Source organism: Streptomyces sp. NPDC056144, from assembly GCF_042264145.1.
Taxonomy (GTDB): Bacteria; Actinomycetota; Actinomycetes; order Streptomycetales; family Streptomycetaceae; genus Streptomyces.
The window spans coordinates 1,480,180-1,501,257 of sequence record NZ_JBHJVF010000001.1; the positions used below are offsets into that span (position 1 = coordinate 1,480,180).

The window sequence follows — 21,078 nt, forward strand, 5'->3', positions numbered from 1 at the left end:
GAGGACCGTATCGACGATGAGGCTCCCGACCGCTATCGACCCACGCGGAGCCGCAGATGCCCTCATCCGCACGGGGCCTCGACGAAGCCCTCGACAACCTTGCCGTCATGACGGGCCGGTTCATCGCCGGCCAGGACCTTGACGGCGTACAACGCACAGACGCGACGTTCCTCCGCCCCGGCCGCAGGGTCAACGCCAAAGACCTCACGGCACCGGTACGCCGCTCCTCCTACAGGGCCGGCTGGCACCGGCTCGCCATCCGTACGGTCACCCTCGGCGCGGCGGCCGCGTCCGCGTACGGCTACCTCCAGTACCCCGATGCCGTCACCCAGACCCTCACCTACGGCACCCCCGCCGCGCTGCTCGCGACCGCCGCCGGCGGTGTCGCAGGCTGGGTGAAGGGCCGGGAGCAGCGCGAGCTGCTGCACGAGTGGCTCGACCCCCTGCATCAGGCGATCGCCGACCCGCTGGGTATCTCCGAGCACACCGACCCGGTTTCGTACCTCCACGTGCCGACCGACTTCTCCGACGACGACGCCGAGATCCGCGTCGATCTTCCACTGCACATGAAGTTCAACCGCGACGCCGTCGCCGAGCTGATCATGCAAAAGCTCGCACTGCAGAACGCGTCGTTCTCCTGGCGCCTGGCCGGCCGCGACCCCCACCTGATCATCAAGAAGAAGGACCGGCCGCCCACATCCCTCGGCCTGGACGACCCAGGTGTACGCGAACTGCTGGAGTCCGTTCCCGAATCGGCGCCGCTGATCGGACTGGGAGCGGGCAGAACAAAGGTGTCTGTCGACCTCGACCACGACTCGCCGCACGTCCTCATCTCCGCAGGAACCGGCGGAGGCAAGTCCACCATCCTGCGCACGATTGCCGCCCAGTTCATCCGCCATGGCGCACAAGCGCACATCCTCGACTTCAAGCGGATCTCCCATACCTGGGCCAGGGGAGTCCCTGGAGTGAACTACTGCCGGGACATCGCCGATATCCACGACGCCTTGCTCCGGCTCGGCGGCGAGGGACACCGCCGCATCCGGCTTGCCGAAGAGCTCGGCGATGACGTCCTGGCTTCCGACCCCGGCAGGGTCGGGCCCCGGCTCGTGATCCTCCTCGAAGAGATCAACGCGACCATGGCCCAGCTCCGACGCCACTGGGAGAAGATCCGCGAGAACGGCGACCCCAAGACCTCGCCCGCCATCGACGCACTCGCAGAGATCCTCTTCATGGGGCGGCAGGTACGCCTGCACGTCCTCCTCGTTGCGCAGTCCGCGACCGCTCGTGCACTCGGCGGACCCGAGATGCGAGAGAACTTCTCCACCCGCATCCTCGTCCGCTACACCATGAACGCCTGGAAGATGCTCGTTCCCGAAGTCACCCCCGCTCCGAAGCCGACCAGGCACCCCGGCCGCGTACAGGTCGTGCTCGGCGGCACCGCCCGCGAGACCCAGGTGCTCAACCTCAGCGAGGCGCAAGCCCGCGAATGGGCCATCTCCGGGAGCGTGCGGAACGGCAAGGCGACCACACTGCGGAAGCGCCCAGCTGCGACTGGTTGCAACGAACACCTGGCACCGAATGAGCGCCTCACCGATGGCGCCGCACGTCAGTCTTCCGGCAGTGTGCTCATGGGGTTGCGCGAGGCACAACAGGTATTGTCCGTCGGGTCCCTCGCGGCCCTGCGCTGGGCCCGGGCGAATGACCCGGACTTTCCCGTCTCGGGCGACAAACGAGGCACCGAACTCCTCTACAGCGTCACCGATCTTGAGAGATGGGCACGAAACCGCCCGCGGCTCACCACCGGCGATTCCCGGCGGGATGACCAACCCGCGTAGGCGCATGCTTCACGGGATCGACACCGCACGTGCGAAGTGGCGCTGACGTCGCATGCAAAGCGAACCATGGTGAACACATGAACCGGCGAATTCGGCTGCAGAGCAGCAGCGCAGGTGCGCTGTCGCCGGGAAACTCAAGGCGAGACGCCGCAGCTGGGACGACGGGATGCCGACAACAGGGTCAGTCACCACGTAGCCGCTGATCCGAGGACCCCGTCGTCTCCTCGACGCATGAGGACCCCAGATCTCGGCGACGTCTTCAAGGCACGTGGGCGGGGGTGGAGGGTGGCGGTCCCTGCGGGAACTTGCCGATCCCGAGGGCTCGGCGTCTTCGCCGAGCCCCGGGATCACGGGCTGGGAGGCTCGGGCGGCGGGTACACCACCAAGCTGCACCTGACCTTTGAGCAGATCCCGAAGCCATGTCGAGCGTGGTAACTGCACGTCAAGGTGAGGAGTCGCCGCAGTTTGAACCCGTACTAGAGAAAGTCCGCGTGCGCCGCCTCGGGCCGGGCCGGCCGTGCGTCCGCCCCGATCGCGTGCAGGCTGACAAGGCGTACGCCTCCCGCATGAACCGCGCCTATCTGCGCCGCAACCGCCAGGGTTCCTGCGGCAGCCGGCCTCGGCATTTCGCGCCAGTCGGCTACCCCGAGCGTTATGCGGTGGAGTGCGGGATCCACCGTCTCAAGAGGCGCCGGGGCGGTCGCACCAGGTTTGGCAAGCTGGCGGTCCGCTTCGAGGTGACCGTCCTGGTCGGAGCGATCAACCAATAATTACGACCTTGTCTCGCGCGTCATCACGTATGTGTTCCCGATGTCGGGATCGCCATAGAAGAAGAACAGCTTCAACTCGTCGTGCTGATCGCGGTCCACGTAGAAGGACCACGTGTATGTCGATGGGGGTTCAGGAGTCGGGGTGTCAGTGGTCGTCGCGGAGGAACGGCTCTCCACTCGGGTCCGGGCTGCCAGCGCGAGACGGACGACCTGTCCGCCGTCGTCGTCGATCAGTTGCCAGGTTCCGGTGCCGGAGAAGCGCCAGCCTTCCTCGAAGTCGAAGTCCTGCCCGTCGAGCTTCTGGAGAAGAGCTGTTCCGTCTTTGCGAAGCACCACGCGGGTCCCCTCGACGTTTTGCCAGCCTCCAACAACTTCGGCTGCCGTGGCGTCGTGGAGCCCTGTTCCCTCGTAGTACTGATAGGGGCCGGCGCACGCCGTCAGAACAGCCAGAGCCGCCATCAAGGCACCGATTTTCGCCCCCCACGCGCGCAGCCTGTATCGGCCAGCCACCATGCCCCCCATCCTCGGCCTGCACCGACCGACCGATAGGGGTGGGTCGTGGAGAGACACCTTGTCAGATTCATTGAACGTGTTCAACTCTGCGACTTGGTGAGGACGCGCACCATCCCCGGCCGGTGCATCCAGCGCTGCCCACAGCCGCCGATGGGCATCGACCCCGAGGGCGAGACTTACGCGTACCAGCGGGCCCCGCCCTCACCGGCGAGGTCCCGTACGCGGGAGCGATGCCAGTTGTGCAAGGCGTCGCGGACGGTCACGACCGGCCCGATGAACGGCTCCGCCCAGTGCTGCACGGCGCTGGGCGGAGCCGTTGTATGCCTTACGCCGTGCACCTCGTGCAGGTCCGAAGCGTAGGGGGAGTGCGATTCGCAGTCGGCACTCGTGGCGGGGGTGGGGGCGCGGGTCCTCCTTGATGTGGCCTGTCCGCCGGGGCGCTGCGCGACAGGGGGTGGTGAGGTCGGTCAGCGGTCCTGGGAGAGTTCCAGGAGTTCGGCGAAGGTTCCGCCGCCGTGGGTGAGGTCGTCGTACCGGCCCTGTTCGGTGATCCGGCCGTGCTCCATCACGATGATGTGGTCGGCGATCTTGGTGTTCTCCAGGCGGTGGGTGACCACGATGGTGATGCGGTCGGCGGCGATGGCCTTGATCTGTTCGAAGATCTGGTGTTCGCCCCGGGGGTCCATCTGGGAGGTGGGCTCGTCGAGGATGAGTAGTTCGGGTCGGCGGTACAGGGCCCTGGAACACGCGATGCGTTGCCACTGGCCGCCGGAGAGTTCCGTGCCGCCCCACAGGTCCCGGGCGAGGAGGGTGTCGAGACCGGTGGGGAGGTCTTCGACGGCGTCGCGCAGGCCGACCGCGTCAATGGCCTCCCACACCAAAGCGTCGTCGTGGGTACGCGGCTGGCCGAGGGTCACGTTCTCGCGCAGGCGCAGCGGCCACTGCCCGAAGATCTGCGGCACCAGGCCGGTCAGGCGCCAGACCGAGGCCGGGTCGGCGTCGGCGAGGTCGGTGCCGTTCCACGAGACCGTGCCCTTGTCCGCCAGGTAGATGCCGGTCAGCAGCCGGGTCAGGGTGCTCTTCCCGGACCCGTTCGCCCCGACGATCGCGAGGATCTGGCCGCGCCGCAGGGTCAGCGAGACGCCGTCGACGGCGGGCTTGTCCTTGCCTGGGTACTGGTAGACCACCTCTTCCAGACGGATCTCGTCTACCGGCGCGGCCAGACGGCGAGGACCCCGCTGGGGCGCGCGGTCGGCGGCCTCGTCGAGGAAGCTCTGCATGTCGCCGAGGTACAGGCTGGTGTGGAAGACCGCGGCGCCGCCGGTGACGACCTGGGTCAAGGCGGCGAGCATGGTCTGCACCGCGATCACGGCCGTCGCGGCGACCGCGAGGTCGATCCGGCCGGAGACCGCCAGCCATGCCAGTGCACCCCACGTCGCCGCCAGGCAGATGCCGCCGGCGAGCGCGGACAACAGAGCGATCCGCAGGGTGCGTGGCGCGGCGGCCAGGGTGCGCCGATCGCACCGGTCCGACAGAGCCCGGTACCAGTAGGCGAGGTAGTCGACCATGGAGTTCGCGCGGACCTCGTCGCTGTACTTGGACTCGGTGGCCCACCAGCGCATCATCCCGCGTACGTTGCGATCGGCGATGTTGCCGTAGTGGATCTCGTAGTCGACCCGCGCGCTCAGCACGGCCCCGACACCGGCCGGCAGCACGGCGAGCAGCAGCAGCGGCAGCATCAGCGGGTTCAGCACCGACAGCACGCCTCCGGCGGTGACCATGCGGATCACCGCCGACACGAACTGCTGCGCGTCGGCCACCATCACGTGGGTGCGCATCACCCCCATCTCTGCCGCCTCGCGCCGGTCGGAGAAACCGTCCTCCGCGTACGCAGCCGCCTCGACTCGGCACACCGCCTCGACCAGAGCCGAATCCATCTCCGTCGTCAACCGCGGCGTGATCCGCCGCCCCGCGTACGAGGCCACCGCTCTCGCTGTCCGAGCCACGGCGGCGGCGACCGTCACCACGAGCAGCGCCGGCAGGGCGCCCCGCAGGCGCTCTCCGGCGGACCCGGCTCCGAGCACGGGTTCCATGGCGCGGGCGGTGGCCGTCAGCAGCACGGCGGCCGAGGCGCCAGTGACCAGCTGGCAGCCGAGAAGCAGCTGCACGGCCCCTCGGTCGATCCGCCAGGACAGCCGCGCGATCCGGCCCAGGACGGCGGGGATCTGCGCGCACATCCGCCGGAAGGACACCTCGGCGAGCGGGTTGACTGAGTACTGCCCGGTGTAGGTGATCTCCGCCGGCGGCGGAGGAGGCTGTGTGGTCTTGTGCTGATCGTTCACGGGAGTCGAGGTCAACGGCGGTTCCTCCTGGACGGTCGCGTGGGGCGGTCGGGTAGCTCAACGACCGCGCCGGGATATCGAACTGGTGTCTTTCGGTCTCAGCGGGATCCCTGAGATTCGGCGCGTGTCGGAGCGTGGCGGATGCATCGACCCGGATCTTCCAACGGCGCTGACAGGTAAGGAGGTTGGCCGAATCGCCGATGGTGACATCCTTTGGCGCGAGACCGGGCGCGTTGTGGAACAACAGCCCCCGCCGGACTTGTAGAGTGCGAACCTCCCCGCACGAACACCTCGCTGGAGCCGCTTCGTGGCCATCACTGATTCCGACATCTCGGACGCTCTCGGTGCTTACCTGGAGCGCCACCCGGGCGAGGCCGAGCAGCTGTCCAAGCCCCTGCAGCTCCTCACGGAAGGCAGGGACTTCGCCTCTCGGCGCAGCTTCCCCATGCACGTGACCGTCGGAGCCCTGCTCGTCCGCGACGGCGCCGAGATCCTCCTCATCGAGCACCTCGACTACGGCCTCACCCTTCAGCCCGGCGGTCACCTTGAGCCGACCGACACCTCGCTGGTCGAGGCGGCGGTGCGCGAGCTGGCGGAGGAGACCGGCATGGACCCCCGGCAGGTCTCCGTGGTCTCGCCGACGCCTGTCTACGTCGAGTACGGCAAGGTGCCGGCCCGGCCGCACAAGGACGAGCCGGAGCACTACCACCTGGACATCGGATACGCCTTCACCACGGTCCGCGGTGATGTCGGACGCATTCAGGAGTCCGAGGTGACCGGTGCCGGCTGGTACCCGCTGGAGGTGGCCGAGCGTCTTGTCGGACACCGCATCAGGCGAGCGATCACGGCACCGGCTTAGGTGTATTGATCACGAGCGTTGTTAACGCTGCCTGGTCTTGATCATGGCGAAGACCTTCGGTGTGGTGGAGATGTCTAGGACTACACCGCACGGAGGTCTTCGTGTCCCACCGGAATGCCCGGCTGACCGTTCACGGCAGGCGGATCCTGGTCGAACGAGTCCTGGCGGGCCGGCCGGTCGCGCACGTTGCTGCGGAGATGGGCATATCCCGCCCCACCGCCCACAAATGGGTCCGTCGCTGGCGGGCCGAGGGCGACGCGGGCCTGCGCGATCGTTCCAGCCGCCCCCACACGACCCCGCACCGGACCTCCGTGGCTGTCGAGATGCGCGTCTGCGGGCTGCGGACCGAACGCAAGCTAGGCCCGGCACGGATCGGTCCGATCCTTGGCCTTCCCGCGTCGACGGTGCATCGGATCCTGGTCCGGCACGCCCTGAGCCGCCTGGCCTGGCTCGACCGGCCCACGGGGGAGCCGATCCGCTCCTACGAACGGGACCGACCCGGCGAGCTGGTCCATGTCGACATCAAGAAGCTCGGCAACATCCCCAATGGCGGCGGCCACAAGGCCATGGACCGCCGCACCGCGATGGACAACAAGATCGCCACCACCACCGTGCGCAAGAGCTGCCATCCGGTGATCGGCTACAGCTGCATCCACTCGGCCGTTGACGACCAACTCCCGCCTGGCCTACAGCGAAGTCCTGCCCGACGAACGCCAGCACACCGCCATCGCCTTCTGGCACTGCGCGAACGCGTTCTTCACCGACCACGGCATCACCGTCGAACGCGTCCTGACTCACTCACGCTGATCCTCTGGGAAGAGATGAAGCTGTGCCTCTCACCGTGCCCCTGGCCGGTCTGACCGGCTCGGGGAAGACCACCCTCGCCCGCGCCCTGGCGGCGCGCGGCTACACCCGCCTGTTCGTCGACGAGGAAGTCCACCACCTCCACGGCCGCTACGGAGTCGACTACCTCGAGCACACCTACGCCGACCGCGAGCGCCCGGCCGTGGAGGCGATCCGGGCACCCTTCACCGGCGAGCTCCGCGCGGGCAACGACGTCGTGCTCGACCACGGCCTGTGGCAACGCGACGACCGGGACCCCTGGAAGCGGGCCGCCCGCGAGGCGGGAGGCACCCCCGTCCTCATCCACCTCCCGGCCGACCGGGCCCACGCCAAATGACGCACGAGCATGTTGTCGTCGGCCTCGCTTGCACCTTGCGGGCCAGAGGGATGGCAGCGGAGCGTCCGCCAAGGGCTGACGGGCGGCGTCCGTTGTCTCTCGGGGTCATGCCTCCCGCGGACCGGCGGGCATTGAGTCCCAGAGAACCGGTGCCTGGTCCGTCGGCTGCGGGAACACCCGGCGGATCCAGGCGGGGGCGGCTCCGACCGCTCGGCAGGTGTCTGCGCGTGCCGTGAGGTTGGGTCCGTCCGCGTTCGTATGAAGCCGAAGGTAGAGGGTGGAGTGGCCGGCTTCGTCGTCGATGATGAGCGAGCACGAGTGTCCGGTCTGTCGAGGCGCATACCCCTGACCGCACGCGCAGTAGCGGTGCGGAGCGGTTAGCGGCAGCCCCCATTGCGGGTGCAGCAGGCGTTCGACAAGCCTGTCGTGAGCGCCGAGGCTCTCCACGGCGCCGCAGGAGAACTTCCTCACCACGCCGTTGTACCCGGCCCACGACAGAACGATTGAAATCAATCAAAACACGGCCTTTCCGCCCCCCGATGCACCGTGATCCGGGAACGAAGAAATAGGCCACGCGCCCCCGAGGCGAGTTGAATTCCTCTAGCCTCGGGAGAGCGCGTGAGCCACTGACAAGGGGTCCACGTCACCGTTCCGAAGAGGGTCCAAGCTCAACGGAACCCGTCCCCTTCTCCCCGTGATGGGAGGAGGGGACGACTCATGTAGGGCGTATCTCTAAGCGGCCCCTTCCGGCAGCGACGTCTCCGCCCGGGCGATGGCGAACATTCCGACCGGTTGCTCGACAGCGCGACCGTTCTTGACCAGCCGCTTGCACGTCGCGCGAACCGTGGCGAGGGGGCCCCGTCCCTCTTTGCCCTGTGTGGGCCGCCCCAGCGCCTCGGTGATGTCCCTGACCGGCATCGGCCGCCCAGCGGTCAAGAGGACCCGCTCAACCGTCTCCATGAGCTCCCCGGACGGCGACCTCTTGGGCCGGCTGCCAGGACGTCGCCGACGTGCAGCAGGTTTCCGCGGAGGAGGCCCGTCCTCGGAGGGTGGCTCGGCGGAAGTGGCCTGTGGGGCTCCATCCACCTTGCCGGTGGACGGTGGACCGTCCGCGAGGATCTCGGTGAGTGCCGCGCTCAGCTGATCGCGGGCAGTGGTGAACCTTTCAGCATCAGTCCGAAGAGCTGCGAGTTCGCCCTCGAGTCCGTTGATCCGAGCCAGCGCCAGCTCTACCTTGCCCGCGTAGAACTCGACGGCAGTCCGCAACCCGGGAGCCGCCACCGTCTCCTCCGCATCCGCGAAGCCCATCCAGCCCTCCCCGCCCCTCCCACACGACACTGCAACGGCAGTCATCGTAGGGAACGCCAGCCATGCCAGACAGCCAAATTGGCAACCATGTCTGGCAGTTGGGGAGTCGTGGCGCCCTCGAGAATCAGCTGGTGCCTTTGACCTGGGCAGTAGCCTCTGCCAGCCGCAACGGTGAACAACGTCAACAGTTACGACAGAGCATGCTCCGCCTGCGTTGTACTCGACGCCACGTCTTCAATGACGAGATCAGGGAGGACGGACAGTGCAAGACCTCGAGAGTCGACGTATGGGCTGGCGGCCTTCTCCATGATGTGAGGCAGCCAGGCGCCCAGCCGGTCCAGAGCCGACTTCAGATGCTCTCGCTCCCCACTGAGCAGAGCGGCCATGAGAGCCACGACATCGGCACGGCCGGTCCCCGCCGGGGCCGGCAGCTCGGCCAGCTCCGAAGGCAGGCGTTGGTCATGCCCATCGCACACGACTACGAGGGCGGCGAGAGCGAACCGGACTGCGTCGCTCTCCTCTTCCCACCGGGACAGCAGCTGCGGTAGCCCCCTGCCGATGGCCCGCCGTGTCAGATACTCAGCGGCAGACTCCTGCCACACACCGCCGAGAGCGGCTGTACGGTCGGACAGCGAGACGGCGGCCGACGGCCCCGACGCTGCGAGCCGCAACAGATCGCCAAGCAGCATCAACCGGCTGCCGACGGCGATGCTCTCGTCACAGACCAACTCGCAAAGCAACGGAACCGCCTCGACGGTGGCATCCGTGCACGTCCCCTGATGGGCCACCGCGTCCGCGAGATCGCCGAGGAAATCGAACGTCGTCTCATACGGCTCGCTGAAGGCGAACTCCTCATCGAGCAGCCATGCCACGGTTTCCGGAGCATCCTCGGCCTCGCCGTAGGTCCGCTCCGCAGCCGTCACCACGGCCTGGACCACCGCTGTGGGTTCGCCGAGGCCGCCGTAGTTCCACGACGGACCGGCCGGAGGCCGGGCGGGTTCCTCGGGCAAGGGGTCGGAAAGGGGGACCTCGGCGCCGGCCTGGTCATGAACCAGGCCGTCTCTCGTGAAGACCCCCTCAAGGGTCACCGCATGCCCCTCGCCGCACCCCTGCTGAAAACCGCCATGGGCACGGGCCACATGGGCCACCCGCATTCGCTCACTGCGCAAGAACGGCTCGAGAGCCATGCGCTCGCACCCGCTGTAGACGGCCAACGAGAAGACCTGCCACCACCCCTCCAGCTCTGGGTCCATCGACGGCTGGCCGTACCAAAAGCTCGACGGAACGAACCGGAAGTGATCGTGGACGCGCACTGCCGTCAGACGGTGCCCCATCCCGGAAAGCTCGGCCGCGGCGGCAAGGGCAGCGCCCTCACTCGGCAGGGTCAGCGTGTACTGGACTCCCCAAGCGGGAGGTAGCGCGTTCATCGGCTGCACTGCCAGGTGAACATTGCCCGCTCGACGCGCCGCTCGGTCAGATCCTGTGTCATGCGCCCGATCATCCACGGCGCCACTGACAGAGACCTCGGCGCCCCTCCCGCAGCATGCGCAACCGCTCATCCCGTCGCTGTGGACCTCCAAGCAGCGGTGACGCATCCTTCCTCCCAGTGCCACCAGCCCTCCGCTGCACCGTGTTCCAGGAGCTTGTGGATGCGCGGCAAGTCCGCCTCCGGCGGGACATTCAGCGCCACCATCCGGTACCGCTCGATGCCCTCGCCCGTCGTGCCGAGCTTGTGGAAGATCTCCAGAACGCTCTGCCTGGCAGCGGCCGAGCCCCCGTCCTTCAACACGATCAGCCGGATCGTGCAGTTCTCCGAGGATCGGACCGTCTCTCCAGCCCAGCGGACGCCCTCATCGTCGATCTCCACCCGGAGAAGGTCGTCGCTGGCGACGCCACGGACGAACCACGGGGTGTTGTCCAGTCGCACGGTTCCGTCGCTGAGGTCCACGGCCCACAGGCTCTCGACGCTCGCCGGCGGCCAGCTGTCTTCGTCCACATCCATCCGGAAGTGGACCTTCACATGGTGCCGCTGATGCTCGTCACAACACCATCATCCACAAGGGACGATCACTGTTCAGATGAGGCCCATGAAGTCGAGGAGGAACCACTTCTCGTACTCATACCGCTCGCGAAGTGCGAATGTCCCGTCTGCCACGAGATCCTTGCCGTCCCACCACCATCGTGGCTTTGCATCGAGAGCCTCTGGATAGTTGAAGAGCTCGTGAGGAAGGGGTTGCTCATCGAAGTTGCTCGGAGGCATCCAACCCTGTTCGCCGACGATGACGCCCGCGACGACATCGGCCGTGAGTACGAAGTCGGGAGTTTCGTCATCGTTGAATGTAAGTCGCCATTCGCGCTCGTGCAGCCAGTCCGCGGCGCCGGGTTCGTAGCGCACTCGCCGGCCGCGGAATCGGGCTGGCATTCCATCAGTCGCGAGCAACTCCTCGTCCGAGAGGTAGAGCACTGGCCGGGCCCCAGCGGCTATGAGGGCCTCGCGGTCGAGTAGGAGCGCCCACGGTTCGTACGGCCCGCGCGGGCCGATGCCGTCGCGAAGCAGGACCCGACGAGCGGCATCGGAAGGCTCGCCTAGGCAGACCACAGCCTGGCTCTGGCGTTAGGGCACACTCCCGCGAATCTTCCCTTCGCGGAGGATGCCCACCAGCCGATCCTCGGCAGTCCCAATCGCATGAGGCGGGGGACGGTCGTCGATGCTTCGAGGGCGTCCTGTGAAGTGAACGAGAGTGCCGGGAAGGTCAGGGTGAATGCCTGCGCCAGGTGAGGGCCTCATACGTCTCCTTCGCGGTTCGACAGCAGCAGAGTATGGCCAGGGGCTCGTCGAGGTGAGGCGTGAGGAAGGAAGGAGGCAGTGAGCTGTCAGTCAGCAGCAGGCAGATGGTGCCACCAGTGACCACAGCCGCCAGAGCAGAAGCGTTCGCGGCGCCGCGCGTCCGCGACCGCGAGCACTGTGATCAGCAGCTTGAAAGCCTTGCGGCGTTCGTCGAGAGGCGCAAGAGCAGCGATCTTTCCCAGTTGCTGGTCGATCCGGCCCCGTGAGATCAGCACCGCGGGCGTGTGCGTCGGGCGCAGCTCAGCACGGCGGATGCTCTCTGGTACATCTTCGGTCACAGCGCGCGCCTGGACACAGTGATGGCGTAGGAACAGCAGCACCTCGGACTGTTCTTCCGGGCCGAGATCGTCGAACCACGCGATGCCCTCGGACATGGGGCGCAGACCCTGCGCGAGTTCATTGAGCAGGACGTCCCGTTCGTTCACCACTGCCCCCACGAGATCAGGCGGCACTCGGCCGCTGTGCTGGCGCGGACCCATATCCGCCCCAGCCAGGGCGCTTGCCCACAGCTCACTGACCACGCCACTGTGCCGTGCGCAGCCGTTCGAGCACCAACTGATTACCAGCGGCATCGGTGCAGCGCTGGGAAACGATCTCCAGTCAGACGGGAAGCGATCTACGGCAGCCTCTGGAGTGCCTGGTCAGGCACACTCGCGAACACCCCTGCAGGTGATCGCCGAGCTGCGGAGGGGGCACATCCCACGGACCACCAGGACGGATGCTTGGCCTGGTCGATGAAGCCCGTGACGCCGGCCGCGTCGACGCGCGACCCGACGGCGGCGACTGCCGTGACGACGACGTCGATCTCCTGGTGGTTCACCAGTGTCGTCAGGGTCGGTGAGTCCAGGGCCGACCACCACGCGACGAGGCGGTCCGCCACCGCGTCCACTTCCCGCCGGAAGGGAGCCAGCCCGAAGTGCTCCGTCACCTCGTGCCAGAGAAACGCGCTGATCTCCGTACGGCTTGCCCTGCGGTGCAGCCTGCTGAGGAGTGGCCCGATCAGACAGACGTACTCGTCGTGGACCATGTCGGCGACACCGATCGGGTCCCATTCGTTCAGCAGGGCGCGAAGGCTGCCCGAGTGGGCTGCGACCTGGCGGGCTTCCATGGTCAACCGTCCCCTTCCTGACCGGTGAACAGGACGCTGACAGGATCAGTCAGCGCTTTCGTCGCATCTTCGTCCAGCTCGAACGAATGCCGTGACGGATCCACTTCCGTCCGGGTCGACGTGTGTGCCCACATCTCGGTCACCACGCCACTCTGCCGAGTGCAGCCGCTGCAACTCCAGCCAGTATCGAGCGGACTGCGCCAAGACGATGCGGCCCTCGCTCAGCCTGCCTCTGGGTCGACTGCCGCAGGAAAGCCCAAGCGATCCAGAAGCGCGTCGAAGAGCTCTTCCACGAAGATCTCGTGAGACCGCAGGACCTCCTCGATCGCGGTCGCGTCCGTGCCCGCACCGACCCCCGCAGACCGAGCCCAGGACAGGGCCTTGCGAGCGCCGACGGGTACGGCGGCATCCAACTCGGCCAGTGGACGGTCCAGCATGTGTGCCGCGATCGGGAGATTCAGCCACACGTCCCACTCGTCGCCACCAGGCTCTAGACCCGACACCAACGCGACGTCACTGTCGTGCACGGACGCCACACAAGCCGGAGCTCCTGTCCACTCGACTACGGCGCGCAAGACGTCCTCGGCCCCGTCGGGCAAGGTCCCGTGGAACTGCCACATCTGCCACCCACCGGGCCGCGGCCACCAAGCGGTTATGCCGCCCTCGTCCTCCTCTTGAGCACCACCGAAGACTGGGGCCTCGATCAGTGGACGCTCACTGCGACCAAAGATCAACTCACCCGAAAATCCCATTGCTGTTCCTCCCCGTCATCGTTGCCCGCACGATAGAGGCGACCTCTGACAACGAGGGGCGGTCAGCGGGTCTTTACCGTGGCGCAGGTGAACGTCGTGTCCTGGAGCAGCGCGGGAGTGATGGCGACACCGGTCAGGTGCTCGGCCAGGGCGAACGCCGCTGGCGCGGACAGATCCGTTTCCGGGTCGTCATCGTCGAGGTGGAAGCCGATTCTCTTGATGACGTCGAGGAGTCCGTCGGGATCGGCGCCCCAGCGGTCTTCCGGGAACATGGGGTCGAAGCACAGCCGCAGCACCTGGTCCTCTGCCCAGAGGAACGTGCCGACGGCGTTGATGTTGGTGAAGTGGGAGATCCAGCTCGTTCCGGCGGAGGCCGGCAGCACTTGGTCTTCGGTGACCCCGAGGTAGCCGTTGGGCTCGATCAGCAGGGTCCAGGTACCCACCGTCGTCATGGCGACCAGCTGCCGGTCCTCCTCCAGGTCGTACTGGGCGAAGGTGGCGTCGACGACTGCGGCTATGCCCTGCAGGGGTGCCTCTGGTCGTGCTTCGAGCCGGGACATCAGCTCGGCCGGCGACAGATCGCGCACCAGGGTGAAGCAATACGCCTCGGCGATGTCGGGAAAGTCGTTCTCGAACCAGGTGTAGTCCGCTGCGGTCTTCGTCATGGCGACCATCCTTGCCCCTGTGTCTGACAGCGGGCGGCGCCCGGTCGTAGGCAGGGTGGGAAACGATCTCCGTCGGTTTGGGAAGCGATCTTCGTAGGCTTCTGGAGTGCCTGGTCAGACGCACTCGTGAACACCCCGATGTAGGGGTCGAGGTGCATGGTCAGCGAGGTGGGGGTGCCGGCGACGGAGGCGATGCCCAGGTGGTGAGCGCAGTAGCTCGGAGGCGTTCCGATCTGGGCGAGGACGAGGCTCTCCAGGAACGCCTGGCTCGGGAGGGCCGCCGGTACGGGGTGAACGAGCTTCGGGGCGGCCCGTCGGGACCGGCCGGTGCACTCGGCCCAGTAGCGGAGCTTGAGCGCGTGCCAGGAGGCATGGGTGGGCATGACCGTGTCCTTCCGACATGCCGCTGCCCGATCGCCGGCATGTCCGGGGAGACACAGACGAGGTGGTTCTGGTGACCTGAAGTGCAGGCTGGAACAGTTCTACGTTCCTTGCGTACACAAACCACCGGATCGGGACGGTGCGCGGTACGGGGCCCGCCTGAGGCCCATGAGGACACAGTGTCGCCCGGCGCATCGGAGGCAGAGCGGTGGCTCGAGCGAGCGTCACCCGAATGGGTAGTTTTGGGGCACCTCAGGTGACGTCGAGCGGTCGACAGCGGCGTGGAGAGCCGTAACGTCCGCCGCGTGTCTCTGCGTCCGACGCTTCCCGTCCTGCGTCGATGGGGGAGGAGTAGGCCTCCTGACCCGAGGCACCATGGCGACCCCGCGGCCTGGACGGGCTGTGTGGCGCATGCGCCAGGGCTACCGGTCGTCGAGGGGTTCGGCGACGTAGGTGCCGTCCTCGAGCTGGGCGTCGGTCAGCTCGTAGCGGCGGTGCCGACCGGAGGCCCAGTGGGAGATCACGGTCCCGGTCGGGCGGGTGGTCTCGTACCGCACCGGAGCGCCGCCGGGGCCCGGGGTACGCAGCAGCACGCCGCCGCCTACCTCCACGCCACCCCTCTCTCGGAGACGACGGCGATAGGGGCACTGGAACCCGTCGTGAACCTCGCCCGCCTCCAGATCCGAGCCGGCGCCCCCGACGAGGGCCGCCACCGCCTTCTCACACTCTTCGACGCTGTCGGCAACGCCACCAGCGTCGCGTTCGAAGGCATCGAGATTCCCTCCCAGCTGACTACCGGCGACGCCGACCGTGACGGGGTACGCGCCTGGCTGTGGCGGGTGATCCTGGCCGACGGCACCCGCACCCTCACCATCGCGGGCCGCTGGACCGACGCCCTCGCCCACATCGAGAAACACTCGGGCATCGGGCTGAGGATGCTGGATGGGGGGCAGGTAGCCGTGCTCGCCGCTCTGGACGGGGACCCCGCACACGCCATCGACCTCGTCGACCGGACGGCTTCCGGCGAACCCTGGGAGGATGCCGTCACCTCATGCCTGAAGGTGATGTGCCACCGGTCAACCGGCCGCCCCGCCGAGGATCTGCTCTCCAAGCTTGGTTCTGGCACAGGTTCCGTGCAGGGGCCACGGTGAGTGACAGCTGGGGCCCCTGGGCGGCTCGCGAAGTCGCCCGAAAATAGGCGTTGGTCAGTACTGCTGGGCTGACAGTCCGGACCGTGGAAGAGGTCCCGCTCCGGTTGAAGGAGTTGTGTTTCCGGCGATCGCGGACGACGCGGTGGTGTCGGTGGACGTGGATATCGAGATAGTGCGTGTTGACGCGCGATGCACCACGGTCGGCGCCGCCTGCCCGGGATGCGGAGCCTGGTCGACCCGGGTTCACAGCTCCTACCTGCGGTTTCCCGCTGACGCGCTGAGCGCTGGACGACGCGTCGTACTCCAGTTACGAGTTCGGCGCTTCCGATGCGGGAACACCATGTGCCCCCGCCGGACCTTCGCGGAACAGATACACGGCCTCACCCGCAGGCACAACCAGCGCACCGAGCGACAACGTTCCACCCTGGCCGCAGTCGGTCTCGCCGTAGCCGGCCGGGCCGGTGCCCGGCTGGCTGCTGTCCTGGGCGTGGTCGTCAGCCGGAGCACGGTGTTGCGCCTGGTCGACGCTCTTCCCGAGCCGGAGGTGCCCGCGCCGCGGGTAGTAGGCGTCGACGAGTACGCCACTCGCAAGGGCCGCCACTACGGCACCGTCCTGGTCGATGTCGAAACCCGCCGCCCGATCGACCTGCTCCCCGACCGGGAAGCATGAAGTCTGGCCGCGTGGCTCGCCGAGCGTCCCGGCGTAGAGGTCGTCTGCCGGGACCGTGCGCCCTTCTTTGCAGAAGGCGCCACAGCCGGAGCGCCGCAGGCGATCAGGTCGCGGACCGATGGCACCTCTGGCCCAACCTGAGCGAAGCCGCCGAACGAGCCGTCGCTCAGCACCGCCGCTGCCTCCGAGCCCTCGTTCCCGAGACCGACGACCTGGGACCGGAGCCCGTGTCCGAAAGCAAGCCGTCCAGTTCTCCCTGGCCGATGGGCCACGATTCGCCGAGCGCACCCGCGCCAAGCACGCCACCATTCACGCACTGCTGGACGCTGGGCACAGCAAGCGGTCCGTGGCCCGGCAACTCGGTATGAGCCAGAACACGGTCCTACGGTTCTCCCGGGCTGACGCTCCCGAAGACCTTTTCGATCTGCAGTGGCAGAACCGGGCATCCGTCCTCGACGAGTACAAGACCTACCTCGACGACCGCTGGAACGAGGGGTGCACCAACGCCTGGAAGCTCTGGAAAGAGATCGTCTCGCTCGGCTACAGAGGCAGCTATCAGCGCGTCCGCGCCTACCTGCACAAGAAGCGCACCTCGCCGCGGCCGGTGACCGCCCGGCCGCCCTCACCCCGAGCCGTCGCCGGATGGATCCTCCGGCACCCAGACACCCTCACCGAATCTGAGCAGCTACAGCTCAAGAATGTGCGGACGCAGTGTCCCGAAGTCGATGCGCTCACCAGGCATGTGCGGTCCTTCGCGGCCATGCTTACCGGGCGTCAAGGCGAGCGCCTGCCGGACTGACTCGACGCCGTCCGACAGGACGGCCTGCCTAGCCTCCCATACCCTGGCTGCTGGCATCGACCGAGACCGCGACGCTGTCATCGCTGGCCTCACCGTGCCCTGGAACTCCGGTGTCGTCGACGGCCACGTCAACCGGATCAAGATGCTGAAGCGTCAGATGTTCGGTCGCGCCGGCCTCGACCTCCTGCGCAAGCGAGTCCTGCTTGCGTGACGACCTATACCGGCTCCTCGTACACGTCGATCTCGGAGGGCCCACGAGCCAGCAGCGGTTCGAGGCGCCCCTCCATGGCAGCAAGCCACTCGTTGAGGTCCGCGTTGGCGTCGTGGAAGAACCAGGAGTTGAAGCTTCCCAGAGCGTCCAGGGCGGGTTCGCACTCGTAGCGGAGTTCGCAGTGAATTTGTACGTAGTGGTTGTGCTCACCGCCGTGGTCGCTGATGTCGAACTGTCGCGTGAGGTCCACAGTGAACAACGGTCGCCCGCTGAAGGCGTACGTGCCGTACTGGAAGAGTAAGCCGTCCGAATCGGGCGTCGACGCTGTGGCAAAGCGCTGACTCGCGAATCGCATGAAGGCCAGCCATGCAGCCCGAGTGGTCAACTCGCTCTTCGTCGATCGCCCGACCTCCAGCTCGGCACGCAGGACATCGAGGGCTTCCTCTACCCGCCGTCGGTCATGCATGTCAGCTCTCCTCGGTTCGCGAATCAGCACCTTAGACCGTGTCCTATGTGGTGAGGCGGTCGTTGAGTCCGTCATGGGGCGGGGTACGTGGAGTTGGATTGTTCCGGACGGGTTGTGGGAGATCGCGAAGCCGCTGATCCCACCCTCTCGGGTGCGGCCGCAGGGTGGTGGGACGCAGGACACTCCTGATGAGACGCTGTTCGCCGCGATCATCTACGTCCTGGTCAGCGGGTGCGCCTGGCGGGCGCTGCCACCCTGCTTCGGGGTATCGAAGTCGACCGCGCACCGTCGGTTCCTGATCTGGTCCAGGGCCGGAGTCTGGGGGCGGCTGCACGAGGAGATCCTGCACCGCCTCGACGATGCCGGCCTGCTCGACCTGTCCCGAGCGGTCCTCGACTCCGCCCACGTCCGGGCGAAAAAGGGGGCGAACTCACCGGTCCGAGCCCCGTGGACCGGGGCAAGCCGGGTTCCAAGATGCACGTCCTGTCGGACGCGAACGGACTGCCCCTCGTCGTCGGTGTCTCGGCTGCCAACACCCACGACAGCCAGGGCCTGAAGCCCATGCTCGCGGGCCTCCAAACGAAACACGACCCCCACCGCGGCCGGAACTTCAAACCCCGGCGCCTGCATGCCGATAAGGCCTACGACATACCTGAACTGCGGAAATGGCTCCGCGGAAGACGTATCGGCGTCCGCATCGCCCGCAAGGGAATCGAGTCGTCAGAACGACTCGGCCGCCGCCGTTGGGTGATCGAACGGACCATGTCCTGGCTCACCGGCTACCGCCGGCTCAACCACCGCTACGAACGCCACCCCCGCAACTACCCGGCCTTCCTCGGCCTCGCCCCCACCCTCTGCTGCTACAAGCGACTTCTCCGCCTCACCACATAGGACACGGTCTTAACCTCGTAGGGCCAGATCAAATCCAGCCCTGACCAGCGCGGCAGCCACCTCCCGGCTCGCAACGCTCAGCCACTGCTGCACGGAACCTGTGCCAGAACCCAAGCTTGCGAACACCTACACACGGCGCGAACCCGAGAACGGCGCGATCGTCTTCGACACCCGCCTCGGGCTGACCGTGCTGGAACTCCTTGACGACCCCGTCGGCCGCGAGGCACACCTCGTCGCCGACGAGTCGCACCGACGCACCATGGCGGCGGCCGACGGTTACGCCGCCCGCGATTGCCTGGCTACCACCCGCTTCACTGTCCTGCTCTCCGCCAGGAGTAAGACGACCGCCCGCGCCCTCGTCCAGGCTTGCGCGCTGGACAGCCGTGACCTGCCCGCGCATTGGGCCGGACAATTGCTGCCTGCTCTTCGCCTCAGCGGCGGAGTTATCCGAGTAAGTGTGCGCCCTTCCTGATGGCCGCGAAGGGCCCCTGCCCGGCGCCGATCGCGACCACGGAGGCGCCTCCAGCTCCGCGTGGGCGGGGCTGGTGCGTGCCAGGTGGTAGCCCGGGGCCGCGGCTGCCCGCGGTGAGGGTCATCAAGCTGTCCGCTACCAAGGGAGGTGAGGGACGGTACCTCGCCTGCCGGGGTGTCGTCGCTGTCTCCCTGGCGCCTACTGCTCCAGCCGCACCGACAGAGCCGCTGCCTTCTTCCACGCCGTCACCTGTGCGTCGTCGACCGGCTTCATCTCGCCCTTGAACATCTGCGAGTGCCCGTTCTCCACCGTGGCCGCGTCCCATGGCTGCGTCGCGAATACGTACGTCTCGCCGTCTGTCAGACGCTGCGTCCGGCCGTGGTCCTGTGCCCACGTGACCCTGATGGTGCCCTTGACGTCCCCGCGCAGTACATCGACGACGTCGACCCGGTAGATGTCGGCCGTCCAGGTCTCCAGATCCCGCTGCTCTTCGTACGCCATCACCCGGCCGGTGAAGACATCCTCCGAACGTGGCGCAACCTCCGCCGGGTTCTGCGCGTCGAAGCCCCGCAAGGCCGATCCGTTCCCGGCCTGCGCCTCCAGATGCTGGTAGCCGAGCCAGCCACCTGCCGCCAACACCCCGGCGAACACAGCTCCCGTCACCAAAGCGACTGCCTTCTTGCTCATGATTGTCCCCACAATGCCTGGTACGCCTTGACGTCGTCCGCCGTCGGCTTGTTGGTGTCCATCAGGTCGAGGTCCTCGTACTTCTCCCACATCACCGACAACGCCTTCGTGTCCTTGTGGCAGAACCCCAGCGCGTGCCCCAACTCGTGCACGGCAACTCGCCGCCGATGCTCGGTCGCCCCGTACCTCTTCCCGTCATCCAGGTACGCCCGGTTCATCAGGAGGTGATCAGTCCCCGGATTCGGATCCCACCTCCCGTAGGTCCCCGCCCAGTCGTGGGTGGAGTTGTTGACATCCCTCCACTCCACGTCGGCGTAGCTCGTCGCGTCATCCGCCCGGATCTTCACCCGGTTGAGCGTCCCCGATGTCCATGCGCCGATAGCGACCTTGCGGGCGTCGTCGAACTTCGATTCGTCGTCCCACGTGATCTCCGAGCCGTCCACGGAAGACCGGCCACGCGAGTCGACCTCACCCTCAAGACACGAATAGGGCTGGGCCACGCCAGAAACCGCGTATGGCGGGGCCGGAACGGCCAACAGCACAGCGGCGGCAGATGCCGCCGCGAGGCCTAACACGTTCGTCCTCATGACCGGACGATAGCGTTCCGCGACCCTCCCCAACGGCGTCCCTCACACCCCCAGTGGGTGCTCGGCAGCACACCGTCGGCGAACGTGCTTCCTCTCACCACGTTGCGCGCCGGTTCACTCCCCCCATGTCTTCCGTGACGTGATTCCTCACTCCGAGCTCGTCGTCATTCCCGGCGTCGGTCACATGAGCAATCTGGAGGCCCCGGAGGCATTCACCGCCTCGGTCAGGGCGTTCTGCCGTACCCACGCCTGACATCAGGCCCAGGCCCCCGTTGCGCCTGGCGGGGTGGGGTAGGGCCTCTATCGGAAGGCCGGTTCACGCCAGCGGTCAGCCGGTGGTGGGGATGTCGGTGAGGCTGAGTGCGGGGCGGCCGAGCAGCTGGGTGAGTGTGTGTTGCTGGCGTGGGGTCAGGGTGGCGGTGAAGATGACCGCGGTGGCTTGGGTCTGGTCGCAGGTCTGCGCTACCTCGCGGACTTTCCCGTGGCTGAGCAGAGTCCTTGAGCTGTAGGGCTGGTTCATTTTCGCGGCCCCGCCGTCGGAGACTCCCAGGCGCTGCGTGATCTGCGCGACCACCCGTGCGCC

At 67.3% G+C, this 21,078-nt stretch carries 25 protein-coding genes and 1 pseudogene; 9 read left to right on the plus strand and 17 right to left on the minus strand.

The window, feature by feature from the left end; translation table 11 throughout:
- The first annotated feature begins 56 nt into the window (after positions 1-56).
- Positions 57-1,835: a helicase HerA domain-containing protein gene (locus ACFC0Z_RS06520; protein ID WP_376433333.1), complete on the plus strand. Its 1,779-nt coding sequence runs from the start codon at positions 57-59 to the stop codon at positions 1,833-1,835.
- 770 nt (positions 1,836-2,605) lie between these two features.
- On the opposite strand, the gene ACFC0Z_RS06525 is transcribed toward ACFC0Z_RS06520, so the two are convergent.
- From ACFC0Z_RS06525 to ACFC0Z_RS06535, 3 genes are all read right to left on the minus strand, one after another.
- Positions 2,606-3,118, minus strand: a complete 513-nt coding sequence (locus ACFC0Z_RS06525; RefSeq protein ID WP_376433335.1) for a hypothetical protein — start codon at positions 3,116-3,118, stop codon at positions 2,606-2,608.
- 176 nt (positions 3,119-3,294) lie between these two features.
- Positions 3,295-3,417: a hypothetical protein gene (locus tag ACFC0Z_RS06530; protein WP_376433337.1), complete on the minus strand. Its 123-nt coding sequence runs from the start codon at positions 3,415-3,417 to the stop codon at positions 3,295-3,297.
- Between the two features lie 168 nt (positions 3,418-3,585).
- On the minus strand, positions 3,586-5,355 hold the full coding sequence (locus tag ACFC0Z_RS06535) for an ATP-binding cassette domain-containing protein (RefSeq protein WP_376433500.1): 1,770 nt from the start codon (positions 5,353-5,355) through the stop codon (positions 3,586-3,588).
- A gap of 412 nt (positions 5,356-5,767) precedes the next feature.
- Here ACFC0Z_RS06535 and ACFC0Z_RS06540 point away from each other — a divergent pair, with 412 nt between their 5' ends.
- From ACFC0Z_RS06540 to ACFC0Z_RS06550, 3 genes and pseudogenes are all read left to right on the plus strand, one after another.
- Complete coding sequence (locus ACFC0Z_RS06540; RefSeq protein WP_376433339.1) at positions 5,768-6,319, plus strand: NUDIX hydrolase; 552 nt, start codon at positions 5,768-5,770, stop codon at positions 6,317-6,319.
- A gap of 101 nt (positions 6,320-6,420) precedes the next feature.
- Positions 6,421-7,114: pseudogene (locus ACFC0Z_RS06545) on the plus strand (helix-turn-helix domain-containing protein); the annotation flags it as partial.
- 34 nt (positions 7,115-7,148) lie between these two features.
- Positions 7,149-7,499, plus strand: coding sequence for an AAA family ATPase (locus ACFC0Z_RS06550; RefSeq protein WP_376433341.1), 351 nt, complete (start codon positions 7,149-7,151; stop codon positions 7,497-7,499).
- Between the two features lie 732 nt (positions 7,500-8,231).
- Here the strand turns inward: ACFC0Z_RS06550 and ACFC0Z_RS06555 are convergent.
- The 10 genes from ACFC0Z_RS06555 to ACFC0Z_RS06600 all read right to left on the minus strand — a co-directional run bounded on the left by ACFC0Z_RS06555 (position 8,232) and on the right by ACFC0Z_RS06600 (position 15,154).
- A complete protein-coding gene (locus ACFC0Z_RS06555; protein WP_376433343.1) occupies positions 8,232-8,807 on the minus strand; it encodes a hypothetical protein in 576 nt (191 codons plus the stop codon).
- A gap of 188 nt (positions 8,808-8,995) precedes the next feature.
- Positions 8,996-10,234, minus strand: coding sequence for a hypothetical protein (locus tag ACFC0Z_RS06560; protein WP_376433344.1), 1,239 nt, complete (start codon positions 10,232-10,234; stop codon positions 8,996-8,998).
- Positions 10,235-10,362: 128 nt separating this feature from the next.
- A complete protein-coding gene (locus ACFC0Z_RS06565; RefSeq protein WP_376433346.1) occupies positions 10,363-10,809 on the minus strand; it encodes a DUF4265 domain-containing protein in 447 nt (148 codons plus the stop codon).
- Positions 10,810-10,881: 72 nt separating this feature from the next.
- Positions 10,882-11,406 (minus strand): hypothetical protein, encoded by a 525-nt coding sequence (locus ACFC0Z_RS06570; RefSeq protein ID WP_376433348.1) that lies wholly within the window; start codon positions 11,404-11,406, stop codon positions 10,882-10,884.
- A gap of 275 nt (positions 11,407-11,681) precedes the next feature.
- Positions 11,682-12,080, minus strand: coding sequence for a DUF5958 family protein (locus tag ACFC0Z_RS06575; protein ID WP_376433350.1), 399 nt, complete (start codon positions 12,078-12,080; stop codon positions 11,682-11,684).
- A 191-nt stretch (positions 12,081-12,271) separates the two neighbouring features.
- The gene (locus ACFC0Z_RS06580; protein WP_376433352.1) at positions 12,272-12,763 is read right to left on the minus strand and encodes a hypothetical protein; all 492 of its coding nucleotides are present in this window, start codon (positions 12,761-12,763) and stop codon (positions 12,272-12,274) included.
- Between the two features lie 2 nt (positions 12,764-12,765).
- The gene (locus ACFC0Z_RS06585; RefSeq protein ID WP_376433354.1) at positions 12,766-12,906 is read right to left on the minus strand and encodes a hypothetical protein; all 141 of its coding nucleotides are present in this window, start codon (positions 12,904-12,906) and stop codon (positions 12,766-12,768) included.
- A 78-nt stretch (positions 12,907-12,984) separates the two neighbouring features.
- Positions 12,985-13,290 carry a hypothetical protein gene (locus ACFC0Z_RS06590; RefSeq protein WP_376433356.1) on the minus strand — a complete coding sequence of 102 codons (306 nt, stop codon included), beginning with the start codon at positions 13,288-13,290 and terminating at the stop codon, positions 12,985-12,987.
- A 287-nt stretch (positions 13,291-13,577) separates the two neighbouring features.
- Positions 13,578-14,180, minus strand: a complete 603-nt coding sequence (locus ACFC0Z_RS06595) for a DUF6461 domain-containing protein (RefSeq protein ID WP_376433358.1) — start codon at positions 14,178-14,180, stop codon at positions 13,578-13,580.
- 803 nt (positions 14,181-14,983) lie between these two features.
- On the minus strand, positions 14,984-15,154 hold the full coding sequence (locus tag ACFC0Z_RS06600; RefSeq protein WP_376433360.1) for a hypothetical protein: 171 nt from the start codon (positions 15,152-15,154) through the stop codon (positions 14,984-14,986).
- 66 nt (positions 15,155-15,220) lie between these two features.
- Between ACFC0Z_RS06600 and ACFC0Z_RS06605 the strand changes: the two genes are divergently transcribed.
- From ACFC0Z_RS06605 to ACFC0Z_RS06615, 3 genes are all read left to right on the plus strand, one after another.
- Positions 15,221-15,712, plus strand: a complete 492-nt coding sequence (locus ACFC0Z_RS06605; protein ID WP_376433362.1) for a hypothetical protein — start codon at positions 15,221-15,223, stop codon at positions 15,710-15,712.
- Positions 15,713-15,827: 115 nt separating this feature from the next.
- The gene (locus ACFC0Z_RS06610; protein WP_376433364.1) at positions 15,828-16,382 is read left to right on the plus strand and encodes a transposase family protein; all 555 of its coding nucleotides are present in this window, start codon (positions 15,828-15,830) and stop codon (positions 16,380-16,382) included.
- 346 nt (positions 16,383-16,728) lie between these two features.
- Positions 16,729-17,181, plus strand: coding sequence for a hypothetical protein (locus ACFC0Z_RS06615; RefSeq protein ID WP_376433366.1), 453 nt, complete (start codon positions 16,729-16,731; stop codon positions 17,179-17,181).
- 215 nt (positions 17,182-17,396) lie between these two features.
- Here the strand turns inward: ACFC0Z_RS06615 and ACFC0Z_RS06620 are convergent, their stop codons facing one another.
- A complete protein-coding gene (locus ACFC0Z_RS06620; RefSeq protein ID WP_376433368.1) occupies positions 17,397-17,858 on the minus strand; it encodes a hypothetical protein in 462 nt (153 codons plus the stop codon).
- A gap of 73 nt (positions 17,859-17,931) precedes the next feature.
- Here ACFC0Z_RS06620 and ACFC0Z_RS06625 point away from each other — a divergent pair.
- A protein-coding gene (locus ACFC0Z_RS06625; protein WP_376433502.1) for an IS5 family transposase occupies positions 17,932-18,749 on the plus strand; the annotation gives its coding sequence in 2 pieces (ribosomal slippage) (positions 17,932-18,274 and positions 18,274-18,749; 819 coding nt in all).
- 100 nt (positions 18,750-18,849) lie between these two features.
- The gene (locus ACFC0Z_RS06630) at positions 18,850-19,221 is read left to right on the plus strand and encodes a hypothetical protein (protein ID WP_376433370.1); all 372 of its coding nucleotides are present in this window, start codon (positions 18,850-18,852) and stop codon (positions 19,219-19,221) included.
- A gap of 198 nt (positions 19,222-19,419) precedes the next feature.
- Here ACFC0Z_RS06630 and ACFC0Z_RS06635 read toward each other — a convergent pair whose 3' ends face one another.
- The 3 genes from ACFC0Z_RS06635 to ACFC0Z_RS06645 all read right to left on the minus strand — a co-directional run.
- On the minus strand, positions 19,420-19,908 hold the full coding sequence (locus ACFC0Z_RS06635) for a hypothetical protein (RefSeq protein WP_376433372.1): 489 nt from the start codon (positions 19,906-19,908) through the stop codon (positions 19,420-19,422).
- Entirely contained in the window at positions 19,905-20,495 is a 591-nt protein-coding gene (locus ACFC0Z_RS06640; protein WP_376433374.1) for a matrixin family metalloprotease, read from the minus strand. Before ACFC0Z_RS06640 ends, ACFC0Z_RS06635 begins: the two co-directional genes overlap by 4 nt.
- Before the next feature lie 328 nt (positions 20,496-20,823).
- The coding region (locus tag ACFC0Z_RS06645) for a hypothetical protein (RefSeq protein ID WP_376433376.1) at positions 20,824-21,078 on the minus strand (255 nt) is incomplete at its 5' end.